Below are 24,914 nucleotides of genomic sequence, written 5' to 3' on the forward strand. Positions count from 1 at the left end.
AACGCCGTGTCGGTGACCGCCACCGATGCCGCGGGCAACGTTTCCGCTCCAGCCGCCCAGACGCTGACCCTCGACACCACCAAGCCGAACACCCCGGGCATCACGTCGCCGACACTGAGCAACAACGCCGCACCGACGCTGGCGGGCACCGCCGAGGCGGGCAGCACGGTCACCGTGACGGTGGGTGGCGCCACCTACACCACGACGGCAAACGGAACCGGCGCCTGGAACGTCGATCTGGCCACGGCCTCCCCGACCGCGGGTACGTTGGCTCTCAACGCCAACGGCACGAACGCCGTGTCGGTGACCGCCACCGATGCCGCGGGCAACGTTTCCGCTCCAGCCGCCCAGACGCTGACCCTCGACACGACGGCGCCCAGCGTCGCCCTGTCCCTCGGCTCCACCACGCTCGCGGTTGGGCAGACCACGACCGTCACCTTTACCTTCACCGAGGCACCGGTCGGCTTCAGCCTCGACGACATCACCGCCGAGAACGCCACCCTGTCCAATCTGACCGCTCAGCCGGGCAGCAACGGGCTGGTGTACACCGCCACCCTGACGCCGGCGGACGGTCTCGCCGCCGACACCAACCGCATCACCCTCAACCGGGCCTGGAGCGACGCCGCAGGCAACGCCCCGTCGGTCGCGACGACCTCCACGGCCTACGCCATCGACACCCGCGGCTCCAACAGCGGCGACGCGCCGGTGCTGGGCGGTGCGGTGGCCGGACAGGCGGTCAATGACACCGCCACCCTGTCGCCCTTTACCGCCTTCACCATCGCCGACAGCAACGCCACCCAGGCGCAGACCGTCGTCGTCAAGCTGCGCGCCGCCGACGGCACGGTGGGCGACGCCACCGGCGCCTTCACCGCCGCCAGCCTGACCGCCAGCGGCTTCGTCAAGACCGCCGCAGGGACCTACAGCCTGAGCGCGGCGGACGCCGCTGCTGCGCAGACGGCGCTGCGCCGGCTCGTCTTCCAGCCTGTCGCCAACCGCTCGGCCGTGGGCTCCACGGAGACCACCGGCTTCACGGTAACCGTGACCGACGCCGATGGCCTGTTCGGCAGCGACCTCGTTACCAGCGTGCTCGCCCGCTCGGTCAACGACCGCCCGTCGCTGGTCAAGGCGTTGGGATCCACCAGCGTCGACCAGGGCCAGCCGCTGGACGTCACGGTGTCCGCGGGCGTCTTCACCGACGTCGATCCCGGCGACCGGCTGACGCTGAGCGCGGCGCTGGCCGACGGCTCGGCGTTGCCCGCCTGGCTGAGCTTCGACGCGGCGACGGGGCGGCTGTCTGGCACTCCGGGCAACGCCGACGTCGGCACCCGGGCGATCCGCATCACCGCCACCGACGGCTCCGGCGCTACGGTGTCCGACCTGCTGGTCGTCCAGGTCAACGACGTCAACGACGCCCCCATCGCCCGCAACGATGCGGTGGAAACCACCAAGCTGGCCCCGGTGTCCGTCACCGCCGCGAACGGCGTGCTGGCCAACGACAGCGATCCCGACGTCGGCGACCACCCCGTCGTCACCGCGGTGACCGGGGACACGGCCAAGGTCGGCCAAGCCATCACCCTGTCCGGTGGCGGCAAGCTGACGCTCTTCGCCGATGGCCGCTACAGTTTCGACCCGGCGGGCGCCTACACCACCCTGGCCTTCGGCCAGACGCGGACGGAGACGGTGGCCTACACCATCACCGACCGCAGCGGAGCGACCGCCACGGCAAACCTGGTTATCACCATCCAGGGCACGAACACCGCCCCGGCGGCCCAGGAGACCAAGACGGTCGCCATCGACCAGAACTCCAGCCGCGTCGGCCTGTCCATCGACAAGCCGGTCGACCCGGAGGGCGACGCGCTCACCGTCACCGTCATCGGGCTGCCCACCATCGGACAGGTGCAGCGTTTCAACGGCACCGCCCTCAAGCTCGGCGACACGCTCACCGCCGACGAGCTGGCGGCGGTGGTGTTCACCCCTCCCTTCGGCGTGACCGGAAACGCCGGCTCCTTCCTCTACACGGTCTCCGACGGCGCCAACACGGTCAGCCGGACGGTGGACATCACCCTGACCCCGGTGCAGTGGCTGGCCATCACCCCCTCCGCGGTGGCCGCGGTCGAGGGCAGCGGCAGCGGCCGCACCCTGACCTTCACGCTCACCCGGCGCGGCGACACCTCGGGCGAGACCACCGTCTCCTGGCAGGTCAACGACCCGACGCAAAGCGGCCTGACCGGCGCCCTGGCCGACGCCAGCGATTTCAGCGGCGCCACGCTGCCCTCCGGCTCCCTCACCTTCGCGGCGGGCGAGACGGCCAAGACCGTCACGGTGACGCTGGCGGGCGACCGCTTGGTGGAGTCCGACGAGCTGTTCCAGATTGCCCTGATCGGCTCCTCGACCACGGTGGCCAACGCCAAGATCGAGGTGGAAAGCCGGACCGCGCTCGGCCTGATCGTCAACGACGACCGCCCGGCCACCGTCGATGCGGTGACCGGACCGGCATCCGGCCGCTATCTGGCGGCGAAAGGCGACGCTCTGGAGTTCACCGTCTCCTTCAGCGACGCGGTCACGGTGGACACCGGCAACGGCACGCCGCGGCTGGCCCTGACCATCGGCGGGGAGACCCGCTACGCCACCTACGCCAGCACCACGGCCAGCGGCGACCTGGTGTTCCGCTACGTGGTGGCCGCGGGTGACCTGGCGCGCAACGGCATCGCCGTCGCCGGGTCGGTCGACCTGAACGGCGGGCGCCTCGTCGACAGCGCGGGCAACGTCATCACCGACACCGCCTTCGGCCGCTACGCCCCGATCACCGGCGGCGTCAAGGTCAACGTGCGGGCCGGACGGGCGATCGACGGCTACATCTCCGGCGCCACCGTGTTCGCAGACGCCAACGCCAACGGCGTGCTCGACAGCGGGGAAGCCAGCGGCACCACCGACGCGGTGGGCAGTTGGTCGCTGGACGGCGGCAGCGGCCCGATCATCATGCTGGGCGGCACCGACATCTCGACCACCCTGGCCTTCACCGGCGTCTACGAGGCGCCGGCCGCGGCCAGCGTCATCAACCCGCTGACCACCGTCGTCATGGGCATGGCCGGGCTGTCCGGCACGGACGCCCAGATCGCCGACGCGATGACCGAGGTGAAGGCCAAGCTCGGCCTCGATGCCGGGCTGGACCTGCTGACCTACGACCCGCTGATCGCGGCCACCGCGACCGGGGCCTCGGCGGCGGCCATCGCCATCGCCCTGAAGACGCAGTCCGTGGCGGCCAACATCGCCAACCTGATCGTCCAAGGCAGCGCCGTGCTGAGCGGGGCGATGACCGGGACGGCTCCGGCCCAAGGCGTCGTCGGCCATGCGGTGGTCGCGGCGATCGCCGACGCGATCAAGGCCCTGCCCGCGGGCAGCACGTTGAACCTCGCCGACGCGACGGTGCTGGCCGGCATCCTGACCACCGCGGGGACCAAGGTGGCGGAGGTCGACGCCACGAAGCTGGCAGCGGCGGTCAACAACGCGGCCAAGGTCATCGCCGCCGCCAACGGCGCCGTCGAGACCGCCAGCGGCGGCACCGGCAACGCCCTGGTTGCCCTGACCGAGATGGCCAAGACCCAGGTGGTGGCGCAGGGCAGTGCCGCGGTCGACCAGCTGCGCAGCGGCACGGCCAGCGGCGACCTGACCACCGCGGTGAACAGCCTCACCGGAACCAGCCTGACGACCCAAATCAGCGCCGCCCAGGCGGCGGTGGTGGTGCCGTCACGGCTGGCGATCGCCGCGACGGACGCCGACAAGCGCGAGGGGGACAGCGGCACCACGGCCTACACCTTCACCGTGACCCGTTCCGGCAACACGGGCGGCGCGCTGACCGTCGCCTGGGCGGTGACGGCCAACGGCACCGCGGGGAGCGCGCTCGACGCCGCCGACTTCGGCGGGACGCTGCCGTCCGGCACCGTGTCCTTCGGCGACGGGGAAAGCACGGCGACGGTCACCATCCAGGTCACCGGCGACACCGACATCGAGGCGGACGAGAGCTTCACGGTCACGCTGTCCAACCCGTCGGTGGCGGCGACGGCCATCGACACGGCCGTGGCCACCGGCACCATCCGCAATGAGGACCCCATCAACCCCGTGCTGACCCTGCCGTCCGCCAAGACGGTGATCGCGGGCTCGGCCACCGCCTTCACCGGGCTGTCGGCTCTGGACGGGGATAGCGCCACGGTGACGGCCACCCTGACCCCGACCAACGGCGGCATCACGCTGGCCGGGCCGGCGACCATCACCACGGTCGATGGGACCACCGTGGTCAGCGGCAGCGTGGCGAACGTCAACGCGACCCTGGCCTCGCTGGTCTTCACCGCGGCGACCGGGGTGACCGCGGGCGCCATCGCGGTGACGCTGAGCGACGGCGACCTGACCACGCCGGACGCCTCGGGCACGCTGGCGGTGACCATCCAGTCGCCGCCTGAGAACGTGCTGCCGAGCCGCCCGACGGTGATCGCCCGCCGTTCCACCGAGATCCTCGGCCTGGAGGTGCACGACACCGACGGCGGTCCGATGACCGTGGTGCTGACCCCGACCAACGGCACCATCACGCTGCCGTTGTTCGGCGCGGCGACCGCCACGGACCTGGGCAACGGCAAGATCCGGCTGAGCGGCACGCTCGACGACGTCAACAAGACGCTCAAGCAGCTGGAGTTCACTGCGGCCCGCCAGGTCACCGGCGCGTCGATCCTGCTGGAGACGGCGGACGACCAGCCACTGACCGCCGACGACAGCGACCGGCTGGTCATGGACGTGCTGTCGCCGCCCGAGCAGACGGTGCCCGCCACCCTGGCGGCGGTGGCCGGGCGGGCGACCGCGGTGGGCGGCCTGTCGGTCGTGGACTTCGACAGCGCCACGGTGCAGGTCACCCTCACCCCGACCGGCGGCAGTTTGGCGCTGACCGCCCAGGGCAACGCGACGGTCAGCCAACCGGGCGGCGGGGCCTCCCGGGTGGTCGGCACCCAGGCGGACGTCAACGCCACGCTGGCCACCCTGACCTACACCGGGACGGCGGGGACGACGGCGGGGACCATCCAGGTCTCCTCCACCGACCTCGACGGGCGCACGCCGGTGGTGACGGACAGCATTGCGGTTTCCATCGCCAACACGCCCGCGGTGACGTTGCCCAGCCTGAACACCCTGGTGACCGGGACCCCGGCGGTCCTGACCGGCCTGCGCGTGAGCGATCCCAACGATCGCACGCTGACGGTGCGTCTGACCGCGACCAACGGCACCCTGGCGGTGAGCCCGGCGGCCGGGGTGACGATCACCAGCAATCCGGACGGCTCGCTGACGCTCGGCGGATTGGCGGGAGCCCTCAACACGGCGCTCGCCGCGGCAACCTTCACCGGCACCGCCGGGGCCACGCAGGCCTCGCTGGTGGCGGTGGTGGACGCCGGAGGCGGCCAGAGCGTCAGTTCGCAGGTGGAACTGGCGCTGTCGGCGACGCCGGTGCTGAGCCTGCCCGTGACGCCCCCGGCGCTGCTCGCCGGGACGACGGCGGCGGTGGGTGGCCTGACCCTGTCCAACACCGGGTCGGTGATCGGCACCCTGCGCCTGACCCCGAGCGACGCCACGCTGGGGCTGACCGTCCAAGGCGGTGCGCAACTCGCCGATCTCGGCGGCGGGGTTCTGGCGGTGGTCGGCACCTCGGACGCCATCAACGCCACGCTGGCCACCCTGACGGTGACACCGACGGCGACCGGCACCCGGACGGCCAGTGTCGCCCTGGCGGTGGAGTACGCCGGGGGCGTGCTGCCCGGCACGGGCGGGACGCTGACGGCCTCGGTGATCCATGCCCCCAGCCTGACGCTGCCCCAGGCGTCGACCATCGATCCCGACATCGCCACGGCGTTGACGGGCATCCAGGTCGCCGACGTGGACGGCGACCGCCTGACGGTGACGCTGACCCCCAGCCAGGCCGTTCTGGCCGCCACGGCGGCGGGCCAGGCGACCGTGGCAACCGCGCCGAGCGGCGCGCTGACGGTCAGCGGGTCGGTGACCGACGTCAACGCGACGCTGGCCGGGCTGACGATCACCGCCGCGCGTGCCGCCGGCGCGTCCATCGCGGTGACGGTGAGCGACGGGACCGCCACCAGTCCGGCGACCGGAACGCTGGCCCTGCCAGTGCTGGACCGGACGCCGCCGGGTATCCCGACCATCACCGGGGCCTTCCCGGACGCCGCCGGGACGGCGGTGGGCAGCCTGACCAACCGCGCCGCGCTTCTGGTGCGCGGCACGGCGGAAGCGGGCAGCACGGTGGCCCTGTCCGACAACGGCACGCTGGTGGCCTCGGTGATCGCCGGGCCGGACGGCACCTGGGTCGCCGACTTCCGCGCCTCCCCGCTGGCCGACGGCAGCCACCGCTTCACGGCCGTGGCGACCGACGCGGCGGGCAACCGGGGGACGGCCTCGCATGCCCTGGCCCTGGCGGTGGACACCCTGGCACCCGCGGCGCCGGCGGTGGGCTTCACCGACACGGCCATCGACCGGACGAAGCAGACCGACGTGTCCTTCACCATCGGCAACGGCGAGGTCGGAACGTCCTACCGCTGGACCCTGACCTCGTCGGGGGGTGGCAGCGTGTCGGGAACCGGCCGGATCGCCACGGCGGCGGACCGGATCGGCGGACTGGATCTGTCCGGCCTGTCCGACGGCGCGCTGACGCTGTCGGTGACGCTGACCGACGCTGCGGGCAACAGTTCGTCGCCCGCCACCGCCTTGGCGACCAAGGCAACGACGGTGACGGCGGCGACGGCGGTGACCATCGACGGCGCGCAGGTGCAGACGCTGTCCGGCCAGAGCAACGGCAAGACGACCAGCGCCGTGGTGGTGCAGGCGCCGACCACTGCCCGCGTGGAGGACCCGAACACGGCGAACGCCTCGTTGGCGGACGTGCCGGTGGTCCAGGAGAGCCGCAACGGCACCACCGTGACGACCCTGCAGGTGAGCCTGCCGACGAACCTCGGGGTGACCGTAAGCGGCCCGGCGGAGCGGCAGAGCCCGGCGCAGTCGCTCGACGACCTGATCCGCGAAATCCAGGCGCGCACGGTGGTGGGAACCTCCTCGCGCACCGGGCTGGAGGGGGGTGGCCGCGGCTTCCTGGGCGTGCTCCCGCAGACCGCGGCGCTGCTGGTGCGGACCTTCGACTTCACCGCGGCGGCAGCCCCCGGTGGCGGGGCCAAGATCACCGGGGCGGCTCAGGACGGGGCCACGCCGACGGCGGTGGTGATCAACACCACAGCGGTGGGCGCGCCGCTGGCGATCCAGCTCGACAACGTGGAGTTCGCCGCGGTGATCGGCGAGGCCACGCTGACCGGCGGGGCGGGGAACAACGCGGTCTTCGGCGACGCCAGCAGCCAGTTCATGCTGCTGGGCGAGGGCAACGACTTCCTGTCGGGCGGCGGCGGCAACGACACCATCGCAAGCACGCTGGGCAACGACACGCTGGTCGGCGACGATGGCGACGACCTGATGGGTGGCGGTGAGGGCGACGACCTGTTGAACGGCGGAGCCGACGCCGACACGGTGGGCGGCGGGGTTGGCAACGACACCTTGGGCGGCGGGTCGGGCAACGACGTGCTGTTCGGCGAGGACGGCGACGACGTGCTGTTCGGCGAGGAGGGCAACGACACGCTGTTCGGCGAGGCCGGGGCCGACATCCTGGTCGGCGGCGGCGGCAACGACGTGATGGCCGGCGGGCTGGGCAACGACGTGTTCTTCGGCGGCGATGACAACGACACGCTCTTCGGCCAGGAGGGTGCCGACATCCTGGCGCTGGGCGCGGGCGCCGACATCGCCGACGGCGGGGAGGGCAACGACACGCTGTTCGGCGAGGACGGCGACGACACGCTGTTCGGCGGGGCCGGCACCGACATCCTGTCGCTGGGTGCGGGCAACGACCTGACCTCCGGCGGCGACGGCGACGATACGCTGTTCGGCGACGACGGGGCGGATACGCTGTTCGGCGGCGCGGGCAACGATATGCTCGCCGGCGGCAGCGGCAACGACGTGTTCTTCCTGGACGGCGGCGCGGACAGCGTGTGGGGCGGCGAGGGCGGGGACATCTTCGCCTTCGGCGCCGGCTCCGGCGGCTCGGTGGTGATGGACTTCGCCCCCGGCACCGACCGTCTGGCGCTGTACGACTCCTCGCTCAACCTGGCGAGTGTCATCGCCTCGGCGCGGGTGGTGAACGGCTCGACCGTGCTCGACCTCAAGCCGGGCGTCAGCGTCACCATCCTCGGCCAGACCGGCGACGTCGCCAAATGGTTCGCCTGAGGCGGCGGGCGGCCCAGCCCTGCAGGGAGGTCAATTGGATGGAGGGCGGCACGAATTCGTGATGAGTGCCGCCCGGGCGGCCGGTGTGACGGTCGGGTTCACACCGGCCGTACACGGCCCGACCCGCTCAGATGACGTCGTGCCCGCCCGGAACGACGTCCGAATCCTCATGGTTGTTGGGACCGATCACCAGCGGTGGAACGAGGCACTGCGCGGTGATCAGCCCGCTTTGGATTGATCGGTTGATGATCCCGTCCAGGGTCGAGGGACGGATGCGGCGGCCTTGCCCGAACATCCGGATCTCGCCCTGCGCCGACAGCGGAAAGCTGGTGGCCAGAAGCTTCGCCGCGCCGCCGGGCGAAACAAGGTAGGCGAGGGTTCCCCAGACCTGTCTGGCTGGCAGGAGAAGGGACTGGACGCCGCCCCCTTCATAGGATCGGCACAGCGTGTCGAACGGAGCGGACGGTTCGCTGAAATCGACCTGCGACCACAGGCCCGGGGAATGCTCCACCGACACCCAGGCATCCCAGTTGTAGCCGAGATAGAGAATGTCGCACCCGCCTTCCAGGGCGCTGTGAAGCCGCGGCAGCCAAGTGCTCAGATCGGGGTGAAGGAACGCGTCGTCCTCGAACACGAGCCTGTTGCGCCCGGTGCGCGCACAGTCTTCCCACATTTGGCGGTGCGACAGCGCGTTGCCGATCGCCCCATCGGAAAACGTCAACGCCGGCTCCGCGATCAGACCGCGGGCGGCCAACTCCTGCCTGGAAAGGCTTTGGCCGTCCACGGCCTCGCGAACGACGAAGTGAAAGCCTTTTCCGGCGTTGTTCCGCAGGAACGTGTCACGGCGATCCCTCCGGCGGGCCAGATTGATGACGCAGGCGGCCTCCGCCACGGTCCGCTGCGAGGGTTCCGGGCCCACGGCTCCGTCCGCCGTAAGGTTCGTCAGCGCCCTCGCCATCCGCGCGAACACGCTGCCCCATTCCCCGGCGGTCGTCTGCCGGAACAGGCGCAGCGTCGGGTACCAGGGGCTGTCCTCGCGGTCGCGCAGCCACCGCCAGTCCGCCGCCGTCTTCAGCGGCACCCACACCGGGCGGCCGAGCGCCCCGGCGAGATGCGCCACCGAGGTGTCCGAGGTGATGACCAGATCGAGGTTCATCATCACCGCCGCGGTGTCCAGGAAGGCGTCCGGACCGCTGTCGAAGGCGTCGCCGAGCGTCTCAACCTCCATGCCCGCGGGCAGAGCCTTCAGTTGTTCGAGGCCGAAGTTCTTCTGCAGACTGATGAGCCGCACGCCGGGCATCCGGGCGACCGGCTCCAGGCAGGCGAGCGGATAGGAGCGCCCGCGGTCGACCTTGCCCGCCGGATTGCCCTGCCAGACGACGCCGATCCGGATGCCGTCGCGCGGCAACCGGTCCCGCCACGCGGCGACCAGTTCCGGTTCGGCCTGCAGGTAGGGCACTTGCGCCGGGATGGTCGGCAGGGTGGTCGAAAACGCCCGCGGCAGGCTGAGCAAGGGGCATTGCGCCTGGAACGGCGGCGGGGGCTCGCCCGAGCCGATGATCGTGACGTCCGGACCGCCTCCGACCAGGGTTCGGAACAGCCGCATGAGCGGCTTCTGGACAAGCAGCACCACCCGCCAGCCGCGCTCGATCACCATCGGTACGTACCGGACGAACTGGATTGAATCGCCCAGCCCCTGTTCGGCGTGGAGCAGGATGGTCCGGCCGGCGCCGATCTCCCCGGTCCACAGCGGCTCGGTGAGGGCCGGCTTGGCCTTGGCCATCTCCGCCAGGCCCCAGCGCCATTCGTACTCGTCCCACCCTTCGCGGAACCGGCCCCGGATCAGGAGCAGGAGCGACAGGTTGCACCGGGCGTCGGCGAAGTCGGGGCGCAGGGCGATGGCCCGGCGATAGGTGCGTTCCGCATCGTCCAACACCCCCAGGTCGTTCAGAACCACTCCCAGGTTGCTGTGCGGCCCGGAGACCGCGGGCGACAGCGCCACCGCCCGACGATACGCCTCCGCCGCTTCGGGCAGGCGGCCCAGGTCCTGGAAGGTCAGACCCAGGGAGTTGTGGATTTCCTGGCGGTCGGGGGCCACCCGAACGGCGATGCGGAAAGCGGCGCCGGCCTCGGGCAGCCGGTTGCCCTCCCGCAATGCGCTGCCGAGGTTGAAGAAAGTCTCGGCCCGGTCAGGCTCCAGGGCCAGGGCCTTGCGGTATTGCCCAATGGCCTCGTCCAGGCGCGAGCCGCTCCGCAGGACGTTGCCCAGCGTGGTGAGGCGGCCCGCGTCGTCCGGCCGCAGTTTGGCGGCAACGCGGTGGACGCGGATGGCCTCGTCGGTCCGTTTGAGGCTTTCAAGAATCGGCGCCAAGCCAGCGCAGGGCTCGACGCGGTCCGGTGCCAAGGCCAGATAGGCGCGCCAGGCGAGGACCGCCTGCTCCGTGCGGCCCGCGGCCTGAAGAGCGTTGCCGAGGGTGCCGTAGGCCTCCGCGTAAACCGGCCGGAGCATCAGCGCGCGGCGGACGGTGGCAAGAGCCGCATCGGGGGCTTTTTGGGAACGGAAGGTGGCAGCCAGATTGTTGTAGGCTTCGGCGTGGTCGGGCCGCAGCACAAGCGCCCGGCGGTGCGCAAGGACCGCACCCTCCGGGTCGCCCTGTTCGTACCGCACGGTGCCCAGATTGTTGCTTGCCTCGGCATAGTCGCTCTTCAGGACCAGAGCCTGGCGGAAGGCCGCCGCCGCGTCGGCCAACTGCTGGTGCTCCCGCAAGGCGGTTCCCAGATTGTTCCAAGCCTCGGCGTAACCGGGCCGGAGCGCGAGTGCCCGCCGGAACGCGGCGATGGCGTCTTCGGTGCGGTTCTGCTCCTGAAACACGGTGCCGAGGTTGTGGTGGGCCTCGGCGTGGGTGGGGCTGAGAGCCAGGGCGTTCCGGTAGGCCTCGACCGCACCGCTGAGCTTCCCCTGCTGTTGGCGCGAGGCACCCAGGTTGGTGTAGATGGTTGGATGCGGCACGATCCGCACGGCATCCACCATCAGGCGGTCGGCCTCCCGATAGTCACAGCGCTGGAACCGCACGAGTCCAAGGAGATGCAGCACGTCGGCGTCGTGCGGCGACCGCTCGAGGATGCTTCGGTAAACTTCCTCGGCTTCCGGCAGCGCGCCGGACTGATGATGGCGCATCGCCAGGGCCAAGCGGGATTTGGTGCTGTCGGCGGTCGGCATGGCGCGGCTTATAGCAAGGGCTGGGGATCGGGCGGAGGCGTTAAAGCGAACTTCCGTTCGCTTTAGATTCATATCGCCTCATTCGCCGGCTCTCAGCGGATGCCAATGGCATCCGCCTGCCGCCAGCGGGAACTGTGTTCCCGCGAAAGGCGGGCTTCGGCCGCATGGGCGGTCGGGACCGCCGTCGCGGTCCAAAGCGGATCGCAATCCGCATTAAGCGTAGGATTTTTCTTCCACCAGCTCGGACCCCAGCGTGTCGTTGAGGACACGTTTCAGGCGGGCGCGTTCGTCGTTGGTGAAATAGACGTCGCGTGCCAGCGCGATGAAGGACGGGCCGAAGTCCTGGCATCGCTCGCACAACCGGATTGCGTCCTCGACGTCCCATAGGGTCTGGTTGACCGTCCTGAGCGCGTTCACCGTATCGGCCACGGCGCCGAGGTCGACACCCGACACGTCCCGGACCGCACACAGCTCATCCAGTTCGCGCCGGATGTTGGCGAGTTTCGCAGGGTCTCGGATGCGCTCGGCCTTGATCTCCAGAATGGTGATCTTGTCGATCAGCTCTCCCCAGGAGACAGGAACGCGCAGCGTCATACAAGTTATCCTTGCAAAGATGGGATGTTGACCCACATCTGATACGGCAATCCGCATGTCCGGGCAAGCGCCACTGGCTTCCATTGATTTCACGCCGTCCCGGTCGGCTCCTCCCCGATTCGGTGGACATCTTCGCCGGGTTCCGGTTGGGCGCGGAAGGTGAACGATGACAAGGGGGCGACGCTTCTTCACGGGTGCGTTCAAACCGGAAGCGGTCGCCCTCCTGGCCATCGGCGTTCCGACCGCTCACGCCGCCATCGGCAAATCCGGCTGTCAGAAAGATGTCGAAGGCGGCGGGGCTTCGCGATATCTAGGGGCCATGACCAGCGACACCGCCGCCGACCGTACCGGCACCGATTTCGAGATCTTCATCGTCACCGCGCCGGGCCTGGAATCCGTGCTCTGCGAGGAGGTGAAGGCCAGAGGCTTCCGCGACGCCACCGCCATCAAGGGCGGCGTCACCGTCCGCGGCGGCTGGCCGGAGGTCTGGCGGGCGAACCTGGAACTGCGCGGGGCGACCCGCGTGCTGGCGCGCGTCGCCTCCTTCCGGGCCCTCCACCTCGCCCAGCTCGACAAGCGGGCGCGCCGGGTGCCCTGGGCCGAGTTCCTGCGTCCGGACGTGCCGGTCCGTGTCGAAGCGTCCTGCAAGGGCTCGCGCATCTACCACGCCGGAGCCACCGCCCAGCGCATCGAGCGCGCCATCACGGAAGAACTGGGCGCCCCCATCTCCGCCGAGGCCGGGGTCTCGATCAAGGCGCGCATCGACGACGACCTGTGCACCATCAGCGTCGATGCGTCGGGCGAGTCCCTGCACAAGCGCGGCCACAAGGAGGAGATCCACAAGGCCCCGCTGCGCGAGACGCTGGCCGCCCTGTTCCTGCGGCACTGCGGCTTCGACGGCACGGAACCGGTGGTCGATCCGATGTGCGGGTCCGGCACCTTCGTGATCGAGGCGGCGGAGATCGCTGCCGGCCTGTACCCCGGACGCACCCGCCACTTCGCCTTCGAGCAACTCGCCTCCTTCAACGAGGCGGCGTGGCAGGCGATGCGCGCAAGCGGCGGCAACGGCGCCAAGCCGGCGTTCCGCTTTTACGGCAGCGACCGCGACGGCGGCGCCATCGCCATGAGCCGGAACAACGCGGAGCGCGCGGGCGTCGCCGGCCTGACGGACTTCCAGAAGCACGCGGTCAGCGATCTGATGCCGCCGGAAGGGCCGCCGGGCCTCGTCATCGTCAACCCGCCCTACGGCGCGCGGATCGGCGAGAAGAAGCCGCTGTTCGCCCTCTATGGCGCGCTGGGCCAGACGCTGCTGACGCGCTTTTCCGGCTGGCGGGTCGGGCTGCTCACCAACGAGGCGTCGCTCGCCCAGGCGACCGGCCTGCCCTTCCAGCCGTCCGGCCCGTCGGTGTCGCACGGCGGCCTGCGCGTGACCCTGCACAGCACCGCGGCGCTTCCCTGAACCTGTCCCGCACCCATTTGTAAAGCCATGCCCGACCGCACCGCCACCCGACTGCACGCCTCCGCCTGTCCCCACGACTGCCCGTCCACCTGCGCGCTGGAGGTGGAGGTGGTTGACGGGCGCCGCATCGGGCGCATCCGCGGGGCCGCCGACAACAGCTACACCGCCGGGGTGATCTGCGCGAAGGTCGCCCGCTACGCGGAGCGGGTGCACCATCCCGACCGGCTGACCCAGCCGCTGCGCCGCACCGGCCCCAAGGGCTCCGGCCAGTTCGCGCCGATCTCCTGGGACGAGGCGCTGGACATCGTGGCCGACCGCTTCCTGGAGGCGGAGCGGCGGCACGGGCCGGAGACGGTGTGGCCCTACTACTACGCGGGCACCATGGGTCTGGTGCAGCGCGACGGCATCAACCGCCTGCGCCACGCCCGGCGCTGGTCGGGCTTCTTCGCCACCATCTGCACCAACCCGGCCTGGGCCGGCTGGCTGGCCGGCGCCGGTAAGCTGGCCGGGGCCGACCCGCGGGAGATGGCGCGGTCCGACCTCGTGGTGATCTGGGGCACCAACGCCGTCTCCACCCAGGTCAACGTGATGACCCACGCCGTCCGCGCCCGCAAGGAGCGCGGGGCGAAGATCGCCGTGGTCGACGTCTACCGCACCCCGACCATGGAGCAGGCCGACATCCCCCTGCTGATCCGTCCGGGCAGCGACGGGGCGCTGGCCTGCGCGGTGATGCATGTGCTGTTCCGCGACGGGCTGGCCGACCGCGCCTATCTCGCCAGCCACGCCGACGACCCCGCCGGGCTGGAGGCGCATCTCGCCACCCGGACGCCGGCGTGGGCCGAGGCCATCACCGGCCTGCCGGCGGCGGAGATCGAAGCCTTCGCCCGGTTGGTCGGGCACACGCCGCGCAGCTATTTCCGGCTGGGCTACGGCTTCACCCGCTCGCGCAACGGGGCGGTGAACATGCACGCCGCCTCCTGCATCCCGGTGGTCAGCGGCGCCTGGAAGGTCGAGGGCGGCGGGGCCTTCCACTCCAACAGCGGCATCTACGGCTGGAACAAGACGCTGATCGAGGGGCTGGACCTGCGCGACCCGACCGTGCGCATGCTCGACCAGTCACGCATCGGCCCGATCCTGGAGGGCGACCCGGACGCGCTGGCCGGCGGGCCGCCGGTGACGGCGCTGCTGATCCAGAACACCAACCCGGTGACCATCGCCCCCGATCAGGCGCGCGTGCACCGTGGCTTCGCCCGCGACGACCTGTTCGTCTGCGTGCACGAGCAGTTCATGACCGAGACGGCCCGGATGGCCGACATCGTGCTGCCCGCCACCATGTTCCTGGAACACGACGACCTCTATCAGGCGGGCGGCAACCAGCACATCCTGCTCGGCCCGAAGCTGGTCGAGCCACCCGGCGACTGCCGGCCCAACCACGCCGTCATCGGCGAACTGGCCCGGCGGCTGGGCAGCGACTCCCACCCCGGCTTCCGAATGACCGAGCGGGAGCTGATCGACGCCACGCTGCGCGCGTCCGGCCACGGCACGCTGGAGGCGCTGGAGGCGGCGCGCTTCCTCGACGTGCAACCGGATTTCGCGGCGGCGCATTTCGTGAAGGGCTTCCACTGGCCGGACGGCAGGTTCCGTCTGAAGCCGGATTGGCCGAAGGTCCCCTACGCCGCCCCGTCCACCTTCGGTCCGGTCGAAACCATGCCGACCTTCCCCGACCATTGGGCGGTGACGGAAGAGGCGGACGCCGAGCATCCCTTCCGGCTGGTCACGGCACCCGCCCGCAATTTCCTGAACAGCAGCTTCACGGAGACCCCGACTTCCGCGGGACGGGAACGCCGCCCGTCGCTGATGCTGCATCCCGACGACGCGGCGGCGCTGGGGATCGCGGAGGGCGACCGGGTGGAGGCCGCCAACGGGCGCGGGTCGGTCCTGCTGCACGCCCGGCTGTTCGACGGGGTGCGGCGGGGCGTGGTGATCGCCGAATCCATCTGGCCCAACGCCGCGCACGAGGGCGGGCGCGGCATCAACAGCCTGACCGGCGCCGATCCGGTGGCGCCCTTCGGCGGGGCCGCCTTCCACGACAGCCATGTGCGGGTGCGGAAGGCGGACGCCGGGGTTTAAAGCGGATTGCGATCCGCTTTGGACCGCGACGGCGGTCCCGGTCGCCCAAGCGACCGAAGCCCGCCTTTCGCGGGAACACAGTTCCCGCTGGCGGCAGGCGGATGCCATTGGCATCCGCTGAGAGCCGGCGAATGAGGCGATATGAGTCTAAAGCGAACGGAAGTTCGCTTTAGCCCCAGCGCGGCGGCGGCAGGGAGCGGAAGGCTTCGCGCAGCGCCTGGGACCAGCCGTCGCTGATCTCCTTGAAGCAGGGATCGTCCTCGCCGATGCGCCGCCGCGTCTCCAGCGTCAGCGAATCGCGGCGGTAGGCCAGCAGGTCGAGCGGCAGGCCGACGCTGAGGTTGGAACGCAGCGTGCTGTCCATGGAAATCAGCACCAGCTTCATCCCGTCCTCGATGGGCGTGTCGTAGGTCAGCGCCCGATCGAGGATCGGCTTGCCGTATTTGTGCTCCCCGATCTGGAAGAAGGCGGTGTCGGCGGTCGCCTCGATGAAGTTGCCGGCGGCGTAGACGTGGAACAGCCGCACCCGGTCGCCATGGATCTGGCCGCCCAGGATGATGGACAGGTCGAAATCGACCCGCTGCTCCTTCAGCGCGTGGCCGTCCCGCTTCCACACCTGACGGACGGCGGCGCCGACGAGCTGGGCCGCCTGGAACATGCCGGTCACGCTGGTGATGGTCCGGACCTCGCCGTCCAGTTCCACCCCTTCCTGGACCAGCGCGATCACCGACTGGGTCAGCGACAGATTGCCGGCGGACATCAGGGCGATCATGCGGTCGCCCGGCTTCTCGAAGACATGCATCTTGCTGAAGATGGAGATGTGGTCCACGCCCGCGTTGGTGCGCGTGTCCGACAGCATCACCAGACCGTCCTTCAAATACAGGGCGACGCAATAGGTCATGGCCCGTCCTCTCCCCTCCCAGCGGAAGCCGGCCCACCCACACGAAAAGGGCGGCCAACCGGCCGCCCCAGTGTATGCCGAAGAATCCGGCACTCCGCAAACCCGCCGCACGGAGCGGGACAACATGTCCCGCCCCATGCGCCATGCGGTCAGCGCTGCTGCCCGCCCTTCTCTTCCCGGTCGCGGTTCATGTCCTGCTGCTGCCGGTTCGCCTGGTCCTGCCCCTGCTGCCGGTTCTTCGGATTGTCCTGGGTCTGCTGCCCCGGCTTCCGCTCATCCTGGCTGCCCGTCTGATTCGGGTTCCGTTCGTCGGCCATGCTGCATTCCTCCGCTTTGTCGGTTCCGATGCCCGGCGGGCATGACGTGAACCAAGGGGGGCGATGGTACGTGGTGCAGGCGGCCCGCTCCTACGATGGCAGGCGGTCATGTCCCGATTCGCTTGGGATTTGAAGGAGCCTGCGCAAGGTCATAGGACAAAAAATATACCCCCCAGGCCGCCGCGCCCATTGACATCGTGCGGATACGTATGGTCTATCTTTCGTAGCGCTGCGAACAGCGTCAGGCCGGAGTCTAGGGAGGACTCGGTAGTCCGTGAAAGCAGGAGCGCGCCGCACAAAAAACAATGGCGCGCACACAATGCAACACGCTGCATGCCTCAAGCCCTCGCTTCCTCGCGGGGCTTTGACGGCGGCAGCGTGTTTCACTTTCCGGGCTTCGCTACGTCATAGACCCGCATGATTTTTTGCTGCAGCGCACAAAGACATATGGGGGCGCGGCGCGCAAAGAAAAAGGCCGCCAGGATTGCTCCGGCGGCCTTGAGTCTAGGGAGGAAACGCCCAAAAAGGCGTCAGTGAAACTAATATATTCCGCACCGCAGCATACTTCAAGCCTGAATCGAACAATTCATCCGGCGTTCGCCGGCTCCGTGCCGGCCGCCGTCCCTTCCTCCGGCTCCGCCGGCTGACGCAGGGCCTGGATGACGGCCACCGCGGTGCGGCGGCTGTGGTCGGCCAGCAGCGCGCCGGCCTCCTCCGCATCGCGGCGGCGGAACGCCTTCATGAATCCCTCATGCTCGTCCACCGACTCCTGCCAGCGGCCCGTGTCGTAGTTGGCGAGCGAGCGGGCGCGCAGGATCTTGGCGGCGAATCCGGCGTAGGTCGCCTCCAGCGCCGGGTTGCGGGCCATGGCAACGATCTGGGCATGGATCTGGCGGTTGGTCAGGAAATAGGCGGCGCGCTCCCCCGCCTCGTGCTGGGTGACGAGCTGGCCGTGCATCCGGTCGAGCTTCGCGAACTCGGCGTCGGAGCCGTTGCGGCAGGCGAGCGTCCCGGCCAGACGTTCCAGCGCGTCCATCACCTCGAAGATCGCCCCAATCTCGTTGGCGTCCACCGGGGCGACGACGGCCCCGCGGTGCGGGCGCAGTTCCACCAGCCCTTCCGATGACAGCACCCGCAGCGCCTCGCGCAGCGGCGTGCGGGAGATGCCGAGCTGTTCGCAGAGCTGCACCTCCGGCACCCGAGAACCGGGCGGCAGTTCGCCGTCCAGGATCATCGCGCGCAGTTCCTCGACCGCGGAATGGTGCAGCGTGGCGCGGCGGATCGGCCGGGCCGCCGCCTTCATCGTCTTGATCCGGTCCATCGTCCGCCCGTCCCGCCCCCGAAAGTGCCACATACTTGGGCATGCATACCGAAATGATGCGTCATGCCCAAAATCCAGGCAAGCCCCATCAACGGTGGCCCGCCTCGCCCATTATGCCCTAAACAGCTGAAAACAGCCAATAAATTGCCGATTATAATATTGTATACAATTTGGCACGACCCTTGCGAAGGGATAGGGGACGCAACCGCATCGGGAGCACCTCTTTCATGACGTTCCGGTCCCTCACCCTGACGACCGTCACCGCCGCTTTCCTCGCTTTGTCCGCCGCCGCCCAGGCGGCCGATGCGGAGACGGTGAAGCTGGGCTTCGCCAAATGCGCCCATTGCCTGCCCATGGCGCTGACCCCGGACCTCGCCAAGGGCGTGACGATCGACGCGATCAACTTCAACTCCGGCAACGACGTGCTGACCGCTCTGGTGTCCAAGAGCATCGACGTCGCCCAAGTCACATACCTGCACTACATCACGGCGCTCGATAAGGGCTTCGACGTGGTGGCGGTGTCCGGTCAGGTCAACGGCGGCTCGGAGATCGTCGTCGCCAAGGGCATCGACCTGAAGGCCGGCGACTGGGACGGGCTGAAGAAACTGATCGCCGAGCGCAAGGCGAAGGGCGAGCCGCTGCGCGTCGCGGCATCCCGCGGCAACGCGCAGGACATCCACATGCGCGGCGCCTTCCAGAAGCACGGCATCAACGTCAACAAGGACGTGCAGTTCGTCAACATCCCGAACCCGTCCGACCACGCCGCCGCCCTTCAGCGCGGCGAGGTGGACGTGATCTGCACGGTGGAGCCCTTCGCCTCGCAGATCCGCCAGACCGGCGTGGGGTCGCACTTCGACCTGCCCTATGACCAGGCCGCGGGCAACCTGACCAACCTGATCGTCACCCGCTCCGACGTCATCAAGGACCACCCGAAGGCGGTGGAGGCCACCGTCGGCTCCGTCGTGGCGCTGGTGGACAAGTTGAAGGCCGACCAGACCGTGTGGGTGGACGTCATCAACAAATACACCGGCATGGACAAGGCCGTCGCCACCGAGGCGCTGAAGAACGCCACGCCGGATTACGCCATGCACAAGGACAGCACGCTGGCCATCGCCACGATGATGCGGGACCTGAAGTACATCTCCAACGACGTCACCGCGGCGGCGGAGAAGAACCTGAATTACACCTTCCTCGAAGCGGTGACCAGGAAGCCGAAGAGCGAACTGGGGTTTTAAGAGCCCGCCATCCCACCGCCGCCCAATCCCCTCTCTCTCCCCTGGGGAGAGGGCTAGAGGGAAACTCACGAACACCTTCGACGGGATAGGAACAACCGGGCCATGACGGCATTGTCGAAATCCTGGGAGCGCGCCGTCGTTCCCCTCTTTATCCTTGCCGCCTGGGAGGTGTTCTCCCGGTCCGGCTTCCTGCCGGCGGCGCTGCTGCCGGCCCCGTCGGTGGTGCTGCACACCTGGGGCGACTGGATCTTCGGCTTCGACGAGACCTCGCAGGCCAACACGGGCCGCTGGTTCGCCGATGCCCTGTCCAGCGCCATGCGCGTCGCCGCCGGTTACGGCATCGCGGTGATCAGCGGCGTGCTTCTGGGCATCGCCATCGGCTGGTGGCGCTGGGTCGAGCGGACGGTGGAGCCGACCATCCAGATGCTGCGCCCGGTGCCGCCGGTGTCGTGGATTCCGCTGGCGATCATCTGGTTCGGCATCGCCAACAAGCCGGCCATCTTCCTGGTCTTCCTCGGCGCCTTCTTCCCGATCCTGATGAACACCATCCACGGGGTGAAGACCGCCGACCGCAACCTGATCCGCGCCGCCTCGATGATGGGCGCCACGGAACAGCAGTTGCTGCGCCACGTCGTGTTCCCGGCGGCCCTGCCCAGCATCTTCGCCGGTCTGCGCATCGGCATCGGTGCGGCCTGGATGCTGACCGTCACGGCGGAGATGGTCGCGGTGAAGAGCGGCCTCGGCTATGTGCTGTGGGACAGCTACTACTTCCTGCGCTACGACCTCGTGCTCGCGGCGATGGCCAGCATCGGCCTGCTCGGCTACGCGACCGACGCGCTCATCAAAGTCCTGATGTCTGCCGCGCTGCACTGGCAGCACGGCTCCACGCTCCAGAGCCGGGAGGGCTGAGCGATGGCTTCCATCGACCTTCGCAACATCACCAAGATCTACCGCGACGCCAAGCGCAAGCGCGACCTGCTGGCCATCGACAACGTCAGCCTGTCGGTGGAGAAGAACGAGTTCCTCTGCCTGCTCGGCTCGTCGGGCTGCGGCAAGTCCACCCTGCTGAACATGATCGCCGGCTTCGAGAAGCCGACCGAGGGCACCGTGACGGTCGGCGGTACTCCGGTGGACGGCCCCGGCGCCGACCGCGGCATGGTTTTCCAGCAGGCCAACCTGATGCCCTGGCTGCCGGTCTGGGAGAACGTCGCCTTCCACCTGCGCCTGAAGGGCTGGCGCAAGGCCGACCGGCGCGACGCGGCGCAGGAATACATCGACATGGTCGGCCTGCGCGGCTTCGAGAACCACTTCCCGGCGGAGCTCTCGGGCGGCATGAGCCAGCGCGTCGGCATCGCCCGCGCCCTGCTGCTGAACCCGCAGGTCATCCTGATGGACGAGCCCTTCGCGGCGCTCGACGCCCAGACCAAGATGGACATGCAGGAGGAGCTGGTCGCCATCTGGCAGAAGCAGCGCTGCACCGTCGTCTTCGTCACCCACAGCGTGGACGAGGCGCTGGTGCTCGGCACCCGCGTCGCCGTGATGACCAGCCGTCCGGGCCGCATCCGCGAACTGATCGCGCTGGATCTGCCGCGCCCGCGCGACACCACCGGCCCGCGCTTCAACGACCACAAGCGCCACATCCTGAACCTGATCCGCGAGGAGGGCATGCAGCAACGGCAGGCCGCCGTCGCGTGACCGGCCCGCTCGACCTGCTGCTGACCGGAGTCACCGCCCTGACCGGGGAGCCGGTCGGCCGCGTCGTGGACGATGCCGCCATCGGCATCCGCGACGGACGCATCACCCACCTCGCCCCGGCGTCGGAGGGTCTTCCCGCCGCCGTCGAGGTCCGGCATCTGCCGGGGCGGGTGGTCACGCCGGGCTTCGTCAACGCCCATCTGCACGCCGTCCTGGTGATGGTGCGCGGCGTGGCCGCCGACCTGGGCTTCGCCCCCTCCTACACGCCGGGCGTCCCCAAGGGCACCGACGCCACGCCGGAGGAGGCCCGCGCGCTGGCCCGGCTGGGCGCGGTGGAGGCCCTGCTGTCCGGCTCCACACTGATCTGCGACCATTTCGTCCACGCCGACGCGACGCTGGACGCGATTGCCGACCTCGGCCTGCGCGTCCATGCGAGCTGGCGCGTCCATGACGTGGATTTCGCCCGCGTGGCCCAGGGCGAGTGGCGCTTCGACCCGGCCATCGGCTCCGATCTGCTGCTGCGGACCCTGGATCTGCACGCCCGCTGGAACGGCGCCAACAATGGACGCATCCGCGTGCAGATGGCCGCCCACGCGCCGGACACCTGCTCCCCCGCCTTCCTGCGCACGCTGGGAGAGGAGGCCGCGGCGCGCTCCATGCACGTCAACACCCATTTGGCGCAGAGCCGGGTGGAGGTGGAGCGGGTGAAGGCGTCCACCGGCCTGACCCCGGCGGAGTTGCTGGAGGAGTGCGGGCTGCTGAACGGCCGGCTGCTCGCCACCCACTGCCTCTACGTGGAGGACGGCGACATCGCCCGCCTCGCCCGCGCCGGGGCGCACGCGGTCCATGTGCCGAAATGCAACGCCGCCTCGGGCCGGCTGGCGCCGACGCCGAAGCTGAAGGAGGCTGGCGTGAATCTCGCGCTGTGCACCGACACGCAGCACGGCGACATGGTGGAGGCGATGCGCTGGGCGCTCGCCACCGCGCGCATCCAGCAGGGCGGGGTCACCGCCGCCTGGCAGCCCGCCGACGTCTTCCGCATGGCGACGCTGGGCGGCGCGCAGGCGGTCGGCATGGCCGACGAGATCGGCACGCTGGCCGTGGGGAAGAGGGCCGACCTCGTGGTCTTCGACACCCGCCGCCCGCATCTGCGTCCGCTGATGAACCCGCTCGGCACGCTCGTCCACACCGCGCAGGGCCGCGACGTGGAGATGGTGCTGGTGGACGGCGAAACGCTGGTCGAGGACGGGCGCCCCGTCCGCGCCGACCTGCACGAGATTTGCACCGAGGCCGACAAGGCCGCCCGCGCGCTGTGGGCGCGCGCCTGACCGAAAGAACCATGGACATGAACAACCGCGTCCTTCTGGGCATGCTGACCCCCTCCTCCAACACGGTGCTGGAGCCCGTGACATCCGCGATGCTGAGCGGCCTGCCGGAGGTGACCGCCCATTTCGGGCGCTTCACGGTGAAGGAGATCTCGCTGCGCGCCGCGGCGCTGGACCAGTTCACCGACGCGCCCTTCCTGGAGGCCGCCCGGCTGCTGGCCGACGCCCGGCTGAACGTGATCGGCTGGAACGGCACCTCCGCCGGCTGGCTGGGCTTCGAAGCCGACGAGAAGCTGTGCGCCTCCATCGAGGCGGAGACGGGGATTCCCGCCTGCACCTCCATGCTCGCCTTGAACGAGATCCTGGAGACGACGGGGCGCAAGCGCTTCGCCATCGTCAGCCCCTATCTGGACGAGATCCAGGAGAAGATGGTCGCCAACTACAACGCCGCCGGTTTCGCGGTGGTGGCGGAGCGGCACCTGAACGACCGCGGCAACTTCTCCTTCTCCGAGGTGAGCGAGGAGACCATCGAACGCATGTGCCTGGAGGTGGCGGAGGCGAAGCCGGAGGCCATCGCCATCATCTGCACCAACATGCGCGGCGCCCCGGTGGCGGAGCGGATGGAGAAGGCGCTGGGCATCCCCGTCTACGACACGGTGTCCACGGTGGTGTGGAAGGCGCTGCGCATGACCGGCGTGGACACCCGCCGCGTCGAGGGCTGGGGCAGCCTGTTCCACGAGCTGCACGGCTGACCGTAGAGTCATGGGCTTGCCAAGGGTTTTTCACCACAAAGACACGAAGGGCACAAAGGGCGCGCCTGCTCTTCAGCAACGTCACGGATTGTCCAAGCTTTTTTGTGAAGATCTTTGTGCCTTCGTGTCTTTGTGGTTCCCGCCAGCCAACGCCCGCACCCCGACAAGAATTCCGACTGGAGGAATGACTTCATGAACTTCGATCTGGTCATCCGCAACGGCACGGTCGCCACCGCGTCGGAGGTGTTCAAGGCCGACGTCGGCGTGCGCGGCGGGCGGATCGCCGCGCTGGGCGAAGGGCTGGCCGCCGGGCGGGAGGAGATCGACGCCGCCGGGCTGCTCGTCCTGCCGGGCGGGGTGGACGGCCATGTCCATTTCGACCAGCCGACCGGCGACGAGTCCGTCATGGCCGATGATTTCCTGACCGGCACCCGCTCCGCGGCCTTCGGCGGCACCACCACCGTGCTGCCCTTCGCCTGCCAGGAGAAGGGCAAGACGCTGCGCGCCGCGGTGGACGACTATCACCGCCGCGCCGCCGGCAAGCCGCTGATCGACTACGCCTTCCACCTCATCGTCACCGACCCCACCGAACAGGTGCTTGGGCAGGAGCTTCCGGCGCTGATCCGCGAGGGCTACACGTCCTTCAAGATCTACATGACCTACGACGCCCTGAAGCTGAACGACCGCCAGATCCTGGAGGTGCTGGACATCGCCCGCAGCGAGGGCGCCATGGTGATGATGCACGCGGAGAACGCCGACTGCATCGCGTGGCTGACCGAGAAGCTGGAGCGCGCGGGGCAGACCGCCCCCTATTTCCACGGCGTCTCCCGTCCCCGCGTGGCGGAGCGCGAGGCCACCCACCGCGCCATTTCCCTGGCGGAGCTGGTGGACGTGCCGATCCTGATCGTCCATGTCTCCGGTGCCGACGCGGTGGAGCAGATCCGCTGGGCGCAGGGGCGCGGCCTGCGCATCTATGCGGAAACCTGCCCGCAATATCTCTTCCTGACCGCCGACGACCTGGGCGGGGAGGGGTTCGAGGGCGCCAAATGCATCTGCTCGCCGCCGCCGCGCGACGCCGCGAACCAAAAGGTGATCTGGGACGGGCTGACCGGCGGCGCCTTCCAGGTCTTCTCCTCCGACCACGCGCCCTTCCGCTTCGACGGGCCGGGTGGCAAGAAGGTGCATGGCGATAAGGCGCCCTTCCGCTGCGTGCCGAACGGCATCCCCGGGGTGGAGACGCGCCTGCCGCTGCTCTTCTCCGAGGGCGTGATGAAAGGACGGATGGAACTGACCAAGTTCGTCGAGCTGACCGCCGCCAACCCCGCCCGCATGTACGGCCTGCACCCGCGCAAGGGCACCATCGCGGTGGGGGCGGACGCCGACATCGCCCTGTGGGACCCGTCGCGCACGGTCACCATCACCAACGGCATCCTGCACCACAATGTGGACTACACGCCCTATGAGGGGATCGAGGTCACCGGCTGGCCGGTCGTCACGCTCTCCCGCGGCGAGGTGATCTGCCGCGACGGCGAACTGCTGGCTGCGCCGGGCCGGGGCGAGTTCCTGCCCTGCGGCCTGCCCGCCCCGGCGCGGCCCAAGGGCTCGCCCGCCCCGGTCCTGCCGTTCTAAACTCGGCCCGCCGCAACCGGAGACCC

General features: G+C 69.7%; 14 protein-coding genes. 9 read left to right on the forward strand and 5 right to left on the reverse strand.

The features are described from left to right. Nucleotides 1-12: 12 nt before the first annotated feature. Nucleotides 13-8,310: a beta strand repeat-containing protein gene (locus tag QSG27_RS04320; protein ID WP_306703901.1), complete on the forward strand. Its 8,298-nt coding sequence runs from the start codon at nt 13-15 to the stop codon at nt 8,308-8,310. A gap of 127 nt (nt 8,311-8,437) precedes the next feature. On the opposite strand, the gene QSG27_RS04325 is transcribed toward QSG27_RS04320, so the two are convergent. Both QSG27_RS04325 and QSG27_RS04330 read right to left on the reverse strand, forming a co-directional pair. Beyond that, nucleotides 8,438-11,530, reverse strand: a complete 3,093-nt coding sequence (locus tag QSG27_RS04325; protein WP_306703902.1) for a tetratricopeptide repeat protein — start codon at nt 11,528-11,530, stop codon at nt 8,438-8,440. Between the two features lie 213 nt (nt 11,531-11,743). Continuing rightward, nucleotides 11,744-12,124 (reverse strand): DUF6165 family protein, encoded by a 381-nt coding sequence (locus QSG27_RS04330; RefSeq protein ID WP_306703903.1) that lies wholly within the window; start codon nt 12,122-12,124, stop codon nt 11,744-11,746. 319 nt (nt 12,125-12,443) lie between these two features. Here QSG27_RS04330 and QSG27_RS04335 point away from each other — a divergent pair, with 319 nt between their 5' ends. Together QSG27_RS04335 and QSG27_RS04340 are read left to right on the forward strand one after the other, a co-directional pair. Beyond that, nucleotides 12,444-13,583: a THUMP domain-containing class I SAM-dependent RNA methyltransferase gene (locus QSG27_RS04335; protein WP_306703904.1), complete on the forward strand. Its 1,140-nt coding sequence runs from the start codon at nt 12,444-12,446 to the stop codon at nt 13,581-13,583. A gap of 27 nt (nt 13,584-13,610) precedes the next feature. Beyond that, nucleotides 13,611-15,713, forward strand: a complete 2,103-nt coding sequence (locus QSG27_RS04340; protein ID WP_306703905.1) for a molybdopterin-containing oxidoreductase family protein — start codon at nt 13,611-13,613, stop codon at nt 15,711-15,713. Nucleotides 15,714-15,882: 169 nt separating this feature from the next. On the opposite strand, the gene QSG27_RS04345 is transcribed toward QSG27_RS04340, so the two are convergent. The 3 genes from QSG27_RS04345 to QSG27_RS04355 form a co-directional block, all read right to left on the reverse strand. Continuing rightward, nucleotides 15,883-16,614, reverse strand: coding sequence for a proteasome-type protease (locus QSG27_RS04345; protein ID WP_306703906.1), 732 nt, complete (start codon nt 16,612-16,614; stop codon nt 15,883-15,885). A gap of 149 nt (nt 16,615-16,763) precedes the next feature. Continuing rightward, the gene (locus tag QSG27_RS04350) at nt 16,764-16,931 is read right to left on the reverse strand and encodes a hypothetical protein (protein WP_306703907.1); all 168 of its coding nucleotides are present in this window, start codon (nt 16,929-16,931) and stop codon (nt 16,764-16,766) included. A gap of 586 nt (nt 16,932-17,517) precedes the next feature. Continuing rightward, nucleotides 17,518-18,252 (reverse strand): GntR family transcriptional regulator, encoded by a 735-nt coding sequence (locus QSG27_RS04355; protein WP_306703908.1) that lies wholly within the window; start codon nt 18,250-18,252, stop codon nt 17,518-17,520. A gap of 227 nt (nt 18,253-18,479) precedes the next feature. On the opposite strand from QSG27_RS04355, the gene QSG27_RS04360 reads away from it, so the two are divergent. From QSG27_RS04360 to hydA, 6 genes are all read left to right on the forward strand, one after another. Continuing rightward, nucleotides 18,480-19,487: an ABC transporter substrate-binding protein gene (locus QSG27_RS04360; RefSeq protein ID WP_306703909.1), complete on the forward strand. Its 1,008-nt coding sequence runs from the start codon at nt 18,480-18,482 to the stop codon at nt 19,485-19,487. 102 nt (nt 19,488-19,589) lie between these two features. Beyond that, nucleotides 19,590-20,396: an ABC transporter permease gene (locus tag QSG27_RS04365; RefSeq protein WP_306703910.1), complete on the forward strand. Its 807-nt coding sequence runs from the start codon at nt 19,590-19,592 to the stop codon at nt 20,394-20,396. A 3-nt stretch (nt 20,397-20,399) separates the two neighbouring features. Then, entirely contained in the window at nt 20,400-21,182 is a 783-nt protein-coding gene (locus tag QSG27_RS04370) for an ABC transporter ATP-binding protein (protein WP_306703911.1), read from the forward strand. After that, entirely contained in the window at nt 21,179-22,510 is a 1,332-nt protein-coding gene (locus tag QSG27_RS04375; protein WP_306703912.1) for an amidohydrolase family protein, read from the forward strand. Before QSG27_RS04370 ends, QSG27_RS04375 begins: the two co-directional genes overlap by 4 nt. Before the next feature lie 17 nt (nt 22,511-22,527). After that, nucleotides 22,528-23,259: a maleate cis-trans isomerase family protein gene (locus tag QSG27_RS04380; protein WP_306703913.1), complete on the forward strand. Its 732-nt coding sequence runs from the start codon at nt 22,528-22,530 to the stop codon at nt 23,257-23,259. Between the two features lie 192 nt (nt 23,260-23,451). Then, on the forward strand, nt 23,452-24,888 hold the full coding sequence (gene hydA, locus QSG27_RS04385; RefSeq protein ID WP_306703914.1) for a dihydropyrimidinase: 1,437 nt from the start codon (nt 23,452-23,454) through the stop codon (nt 24,886-24,888). Nucleotides 24,889-24,914 lie beyond the last annotated feature (26 nt).

Origin of the sequence: Azospirillum isscasi, from assembly GCF_030849505.1 — a bacterium.
Taxonomy (GTDB): Bacteria; Pseudomonadota; Alphaproteobacteria; order Azospirillales; family Azospirillaceae; genus Azospirillum; species Azospirillum isscasi.

What these genes read in the sequence shown, in the direction of transcription:
- QSG27_RS04325 (WP_306703902.1), bottom strand. Translation starts at nt 11,530, where the DNA reads ATGCCGACCGCCGACAGCACCAAATCCCGCTTGGCCCTGGCGATGCGC.
- QSG27_RS04330 (WP_306703903.1), bottom strand. Translation starts at nt 12,124, where the DNA reads ATGACGCTGCGCGTTCCTGTCTCCTGGGGAGAGCTGATCGACAAGATC.
- QSG27_RS04335 (WP_306703904.1), top strand. Translation starts at nt 12,444, where the DNA reads ATGACCAGCGACACCGCCGCCGACCGTACCGGCACCGATTTCGAGATC.
- QSG27_RS04340 (WP_306703905.1), top strand. Translation starts at nt 13,611, where the DNA reads ATGCCCGACCGCACCGCCACCCGACTGCACGCCTCCGCCTGTCCCCAC.
- QSG27_RS04345 (WP_306703906.1), bottom strand. Translation starts at nt 16,614, where the DNA reads ATGACCTATTGCGTCGCCCTGTATTTGAAGGACGGTCTGGTGATGCTG.
- QSG27_RS04350 (WP_306703907.1), bottom strand. Translation starts at nt 16,931, where the DNA reads ATGGCCGACGAACGGAACCCGAATCAGACGGGCAGCCAGGATGAGCGG.
- QSG27_RS04355 (WP_306703908.1), bottom strand. Translation starts at nt 18,252, where the DNA reads ATGGACCGGATCAAGACGATGAAGGCGGCGGCCCGGCCGATCCGCCGC.
- QSG27_RS04360 (WP_306703909.1), top strand. Translation starts at nt 18,480, where the DNA reads ATGACGTTCCGGTCCCTCACCCTGACGACCGTCACCGCCGCTTTCCTC.
- QSG27_RS04365 (WP_306703910.1), top strand. Translation starts at nt 19,590, where the DNA reads ATGACGGCATTGTCGAAATCCTGGGAGCGCGCCGTCGTTCCCCTCTTT.
- QSG27_RS04370 (WP_306703911.1), top strand. Translation starts at nt 20,400, where the DNA reads ATGGCTTCCATCGACCTTCGCAACATCACCAAGATCTACCGCGACGCC.
- QSG27_RS04380 (WP_306703913.1), top strand. Translation starts at nt 22,528, where the DNA reads ATGAACAACCGCGTCCTTCTGGGCATGCTGACCCCCTCCTCCAACACG.
- hydA (WP_306703914.1), top strand. Translation starts at nt 23,452, where the DNA reads ATGAACTTCGATCTGGTCATCCGCAACGGCACGGTCGCCACCGCGTCG.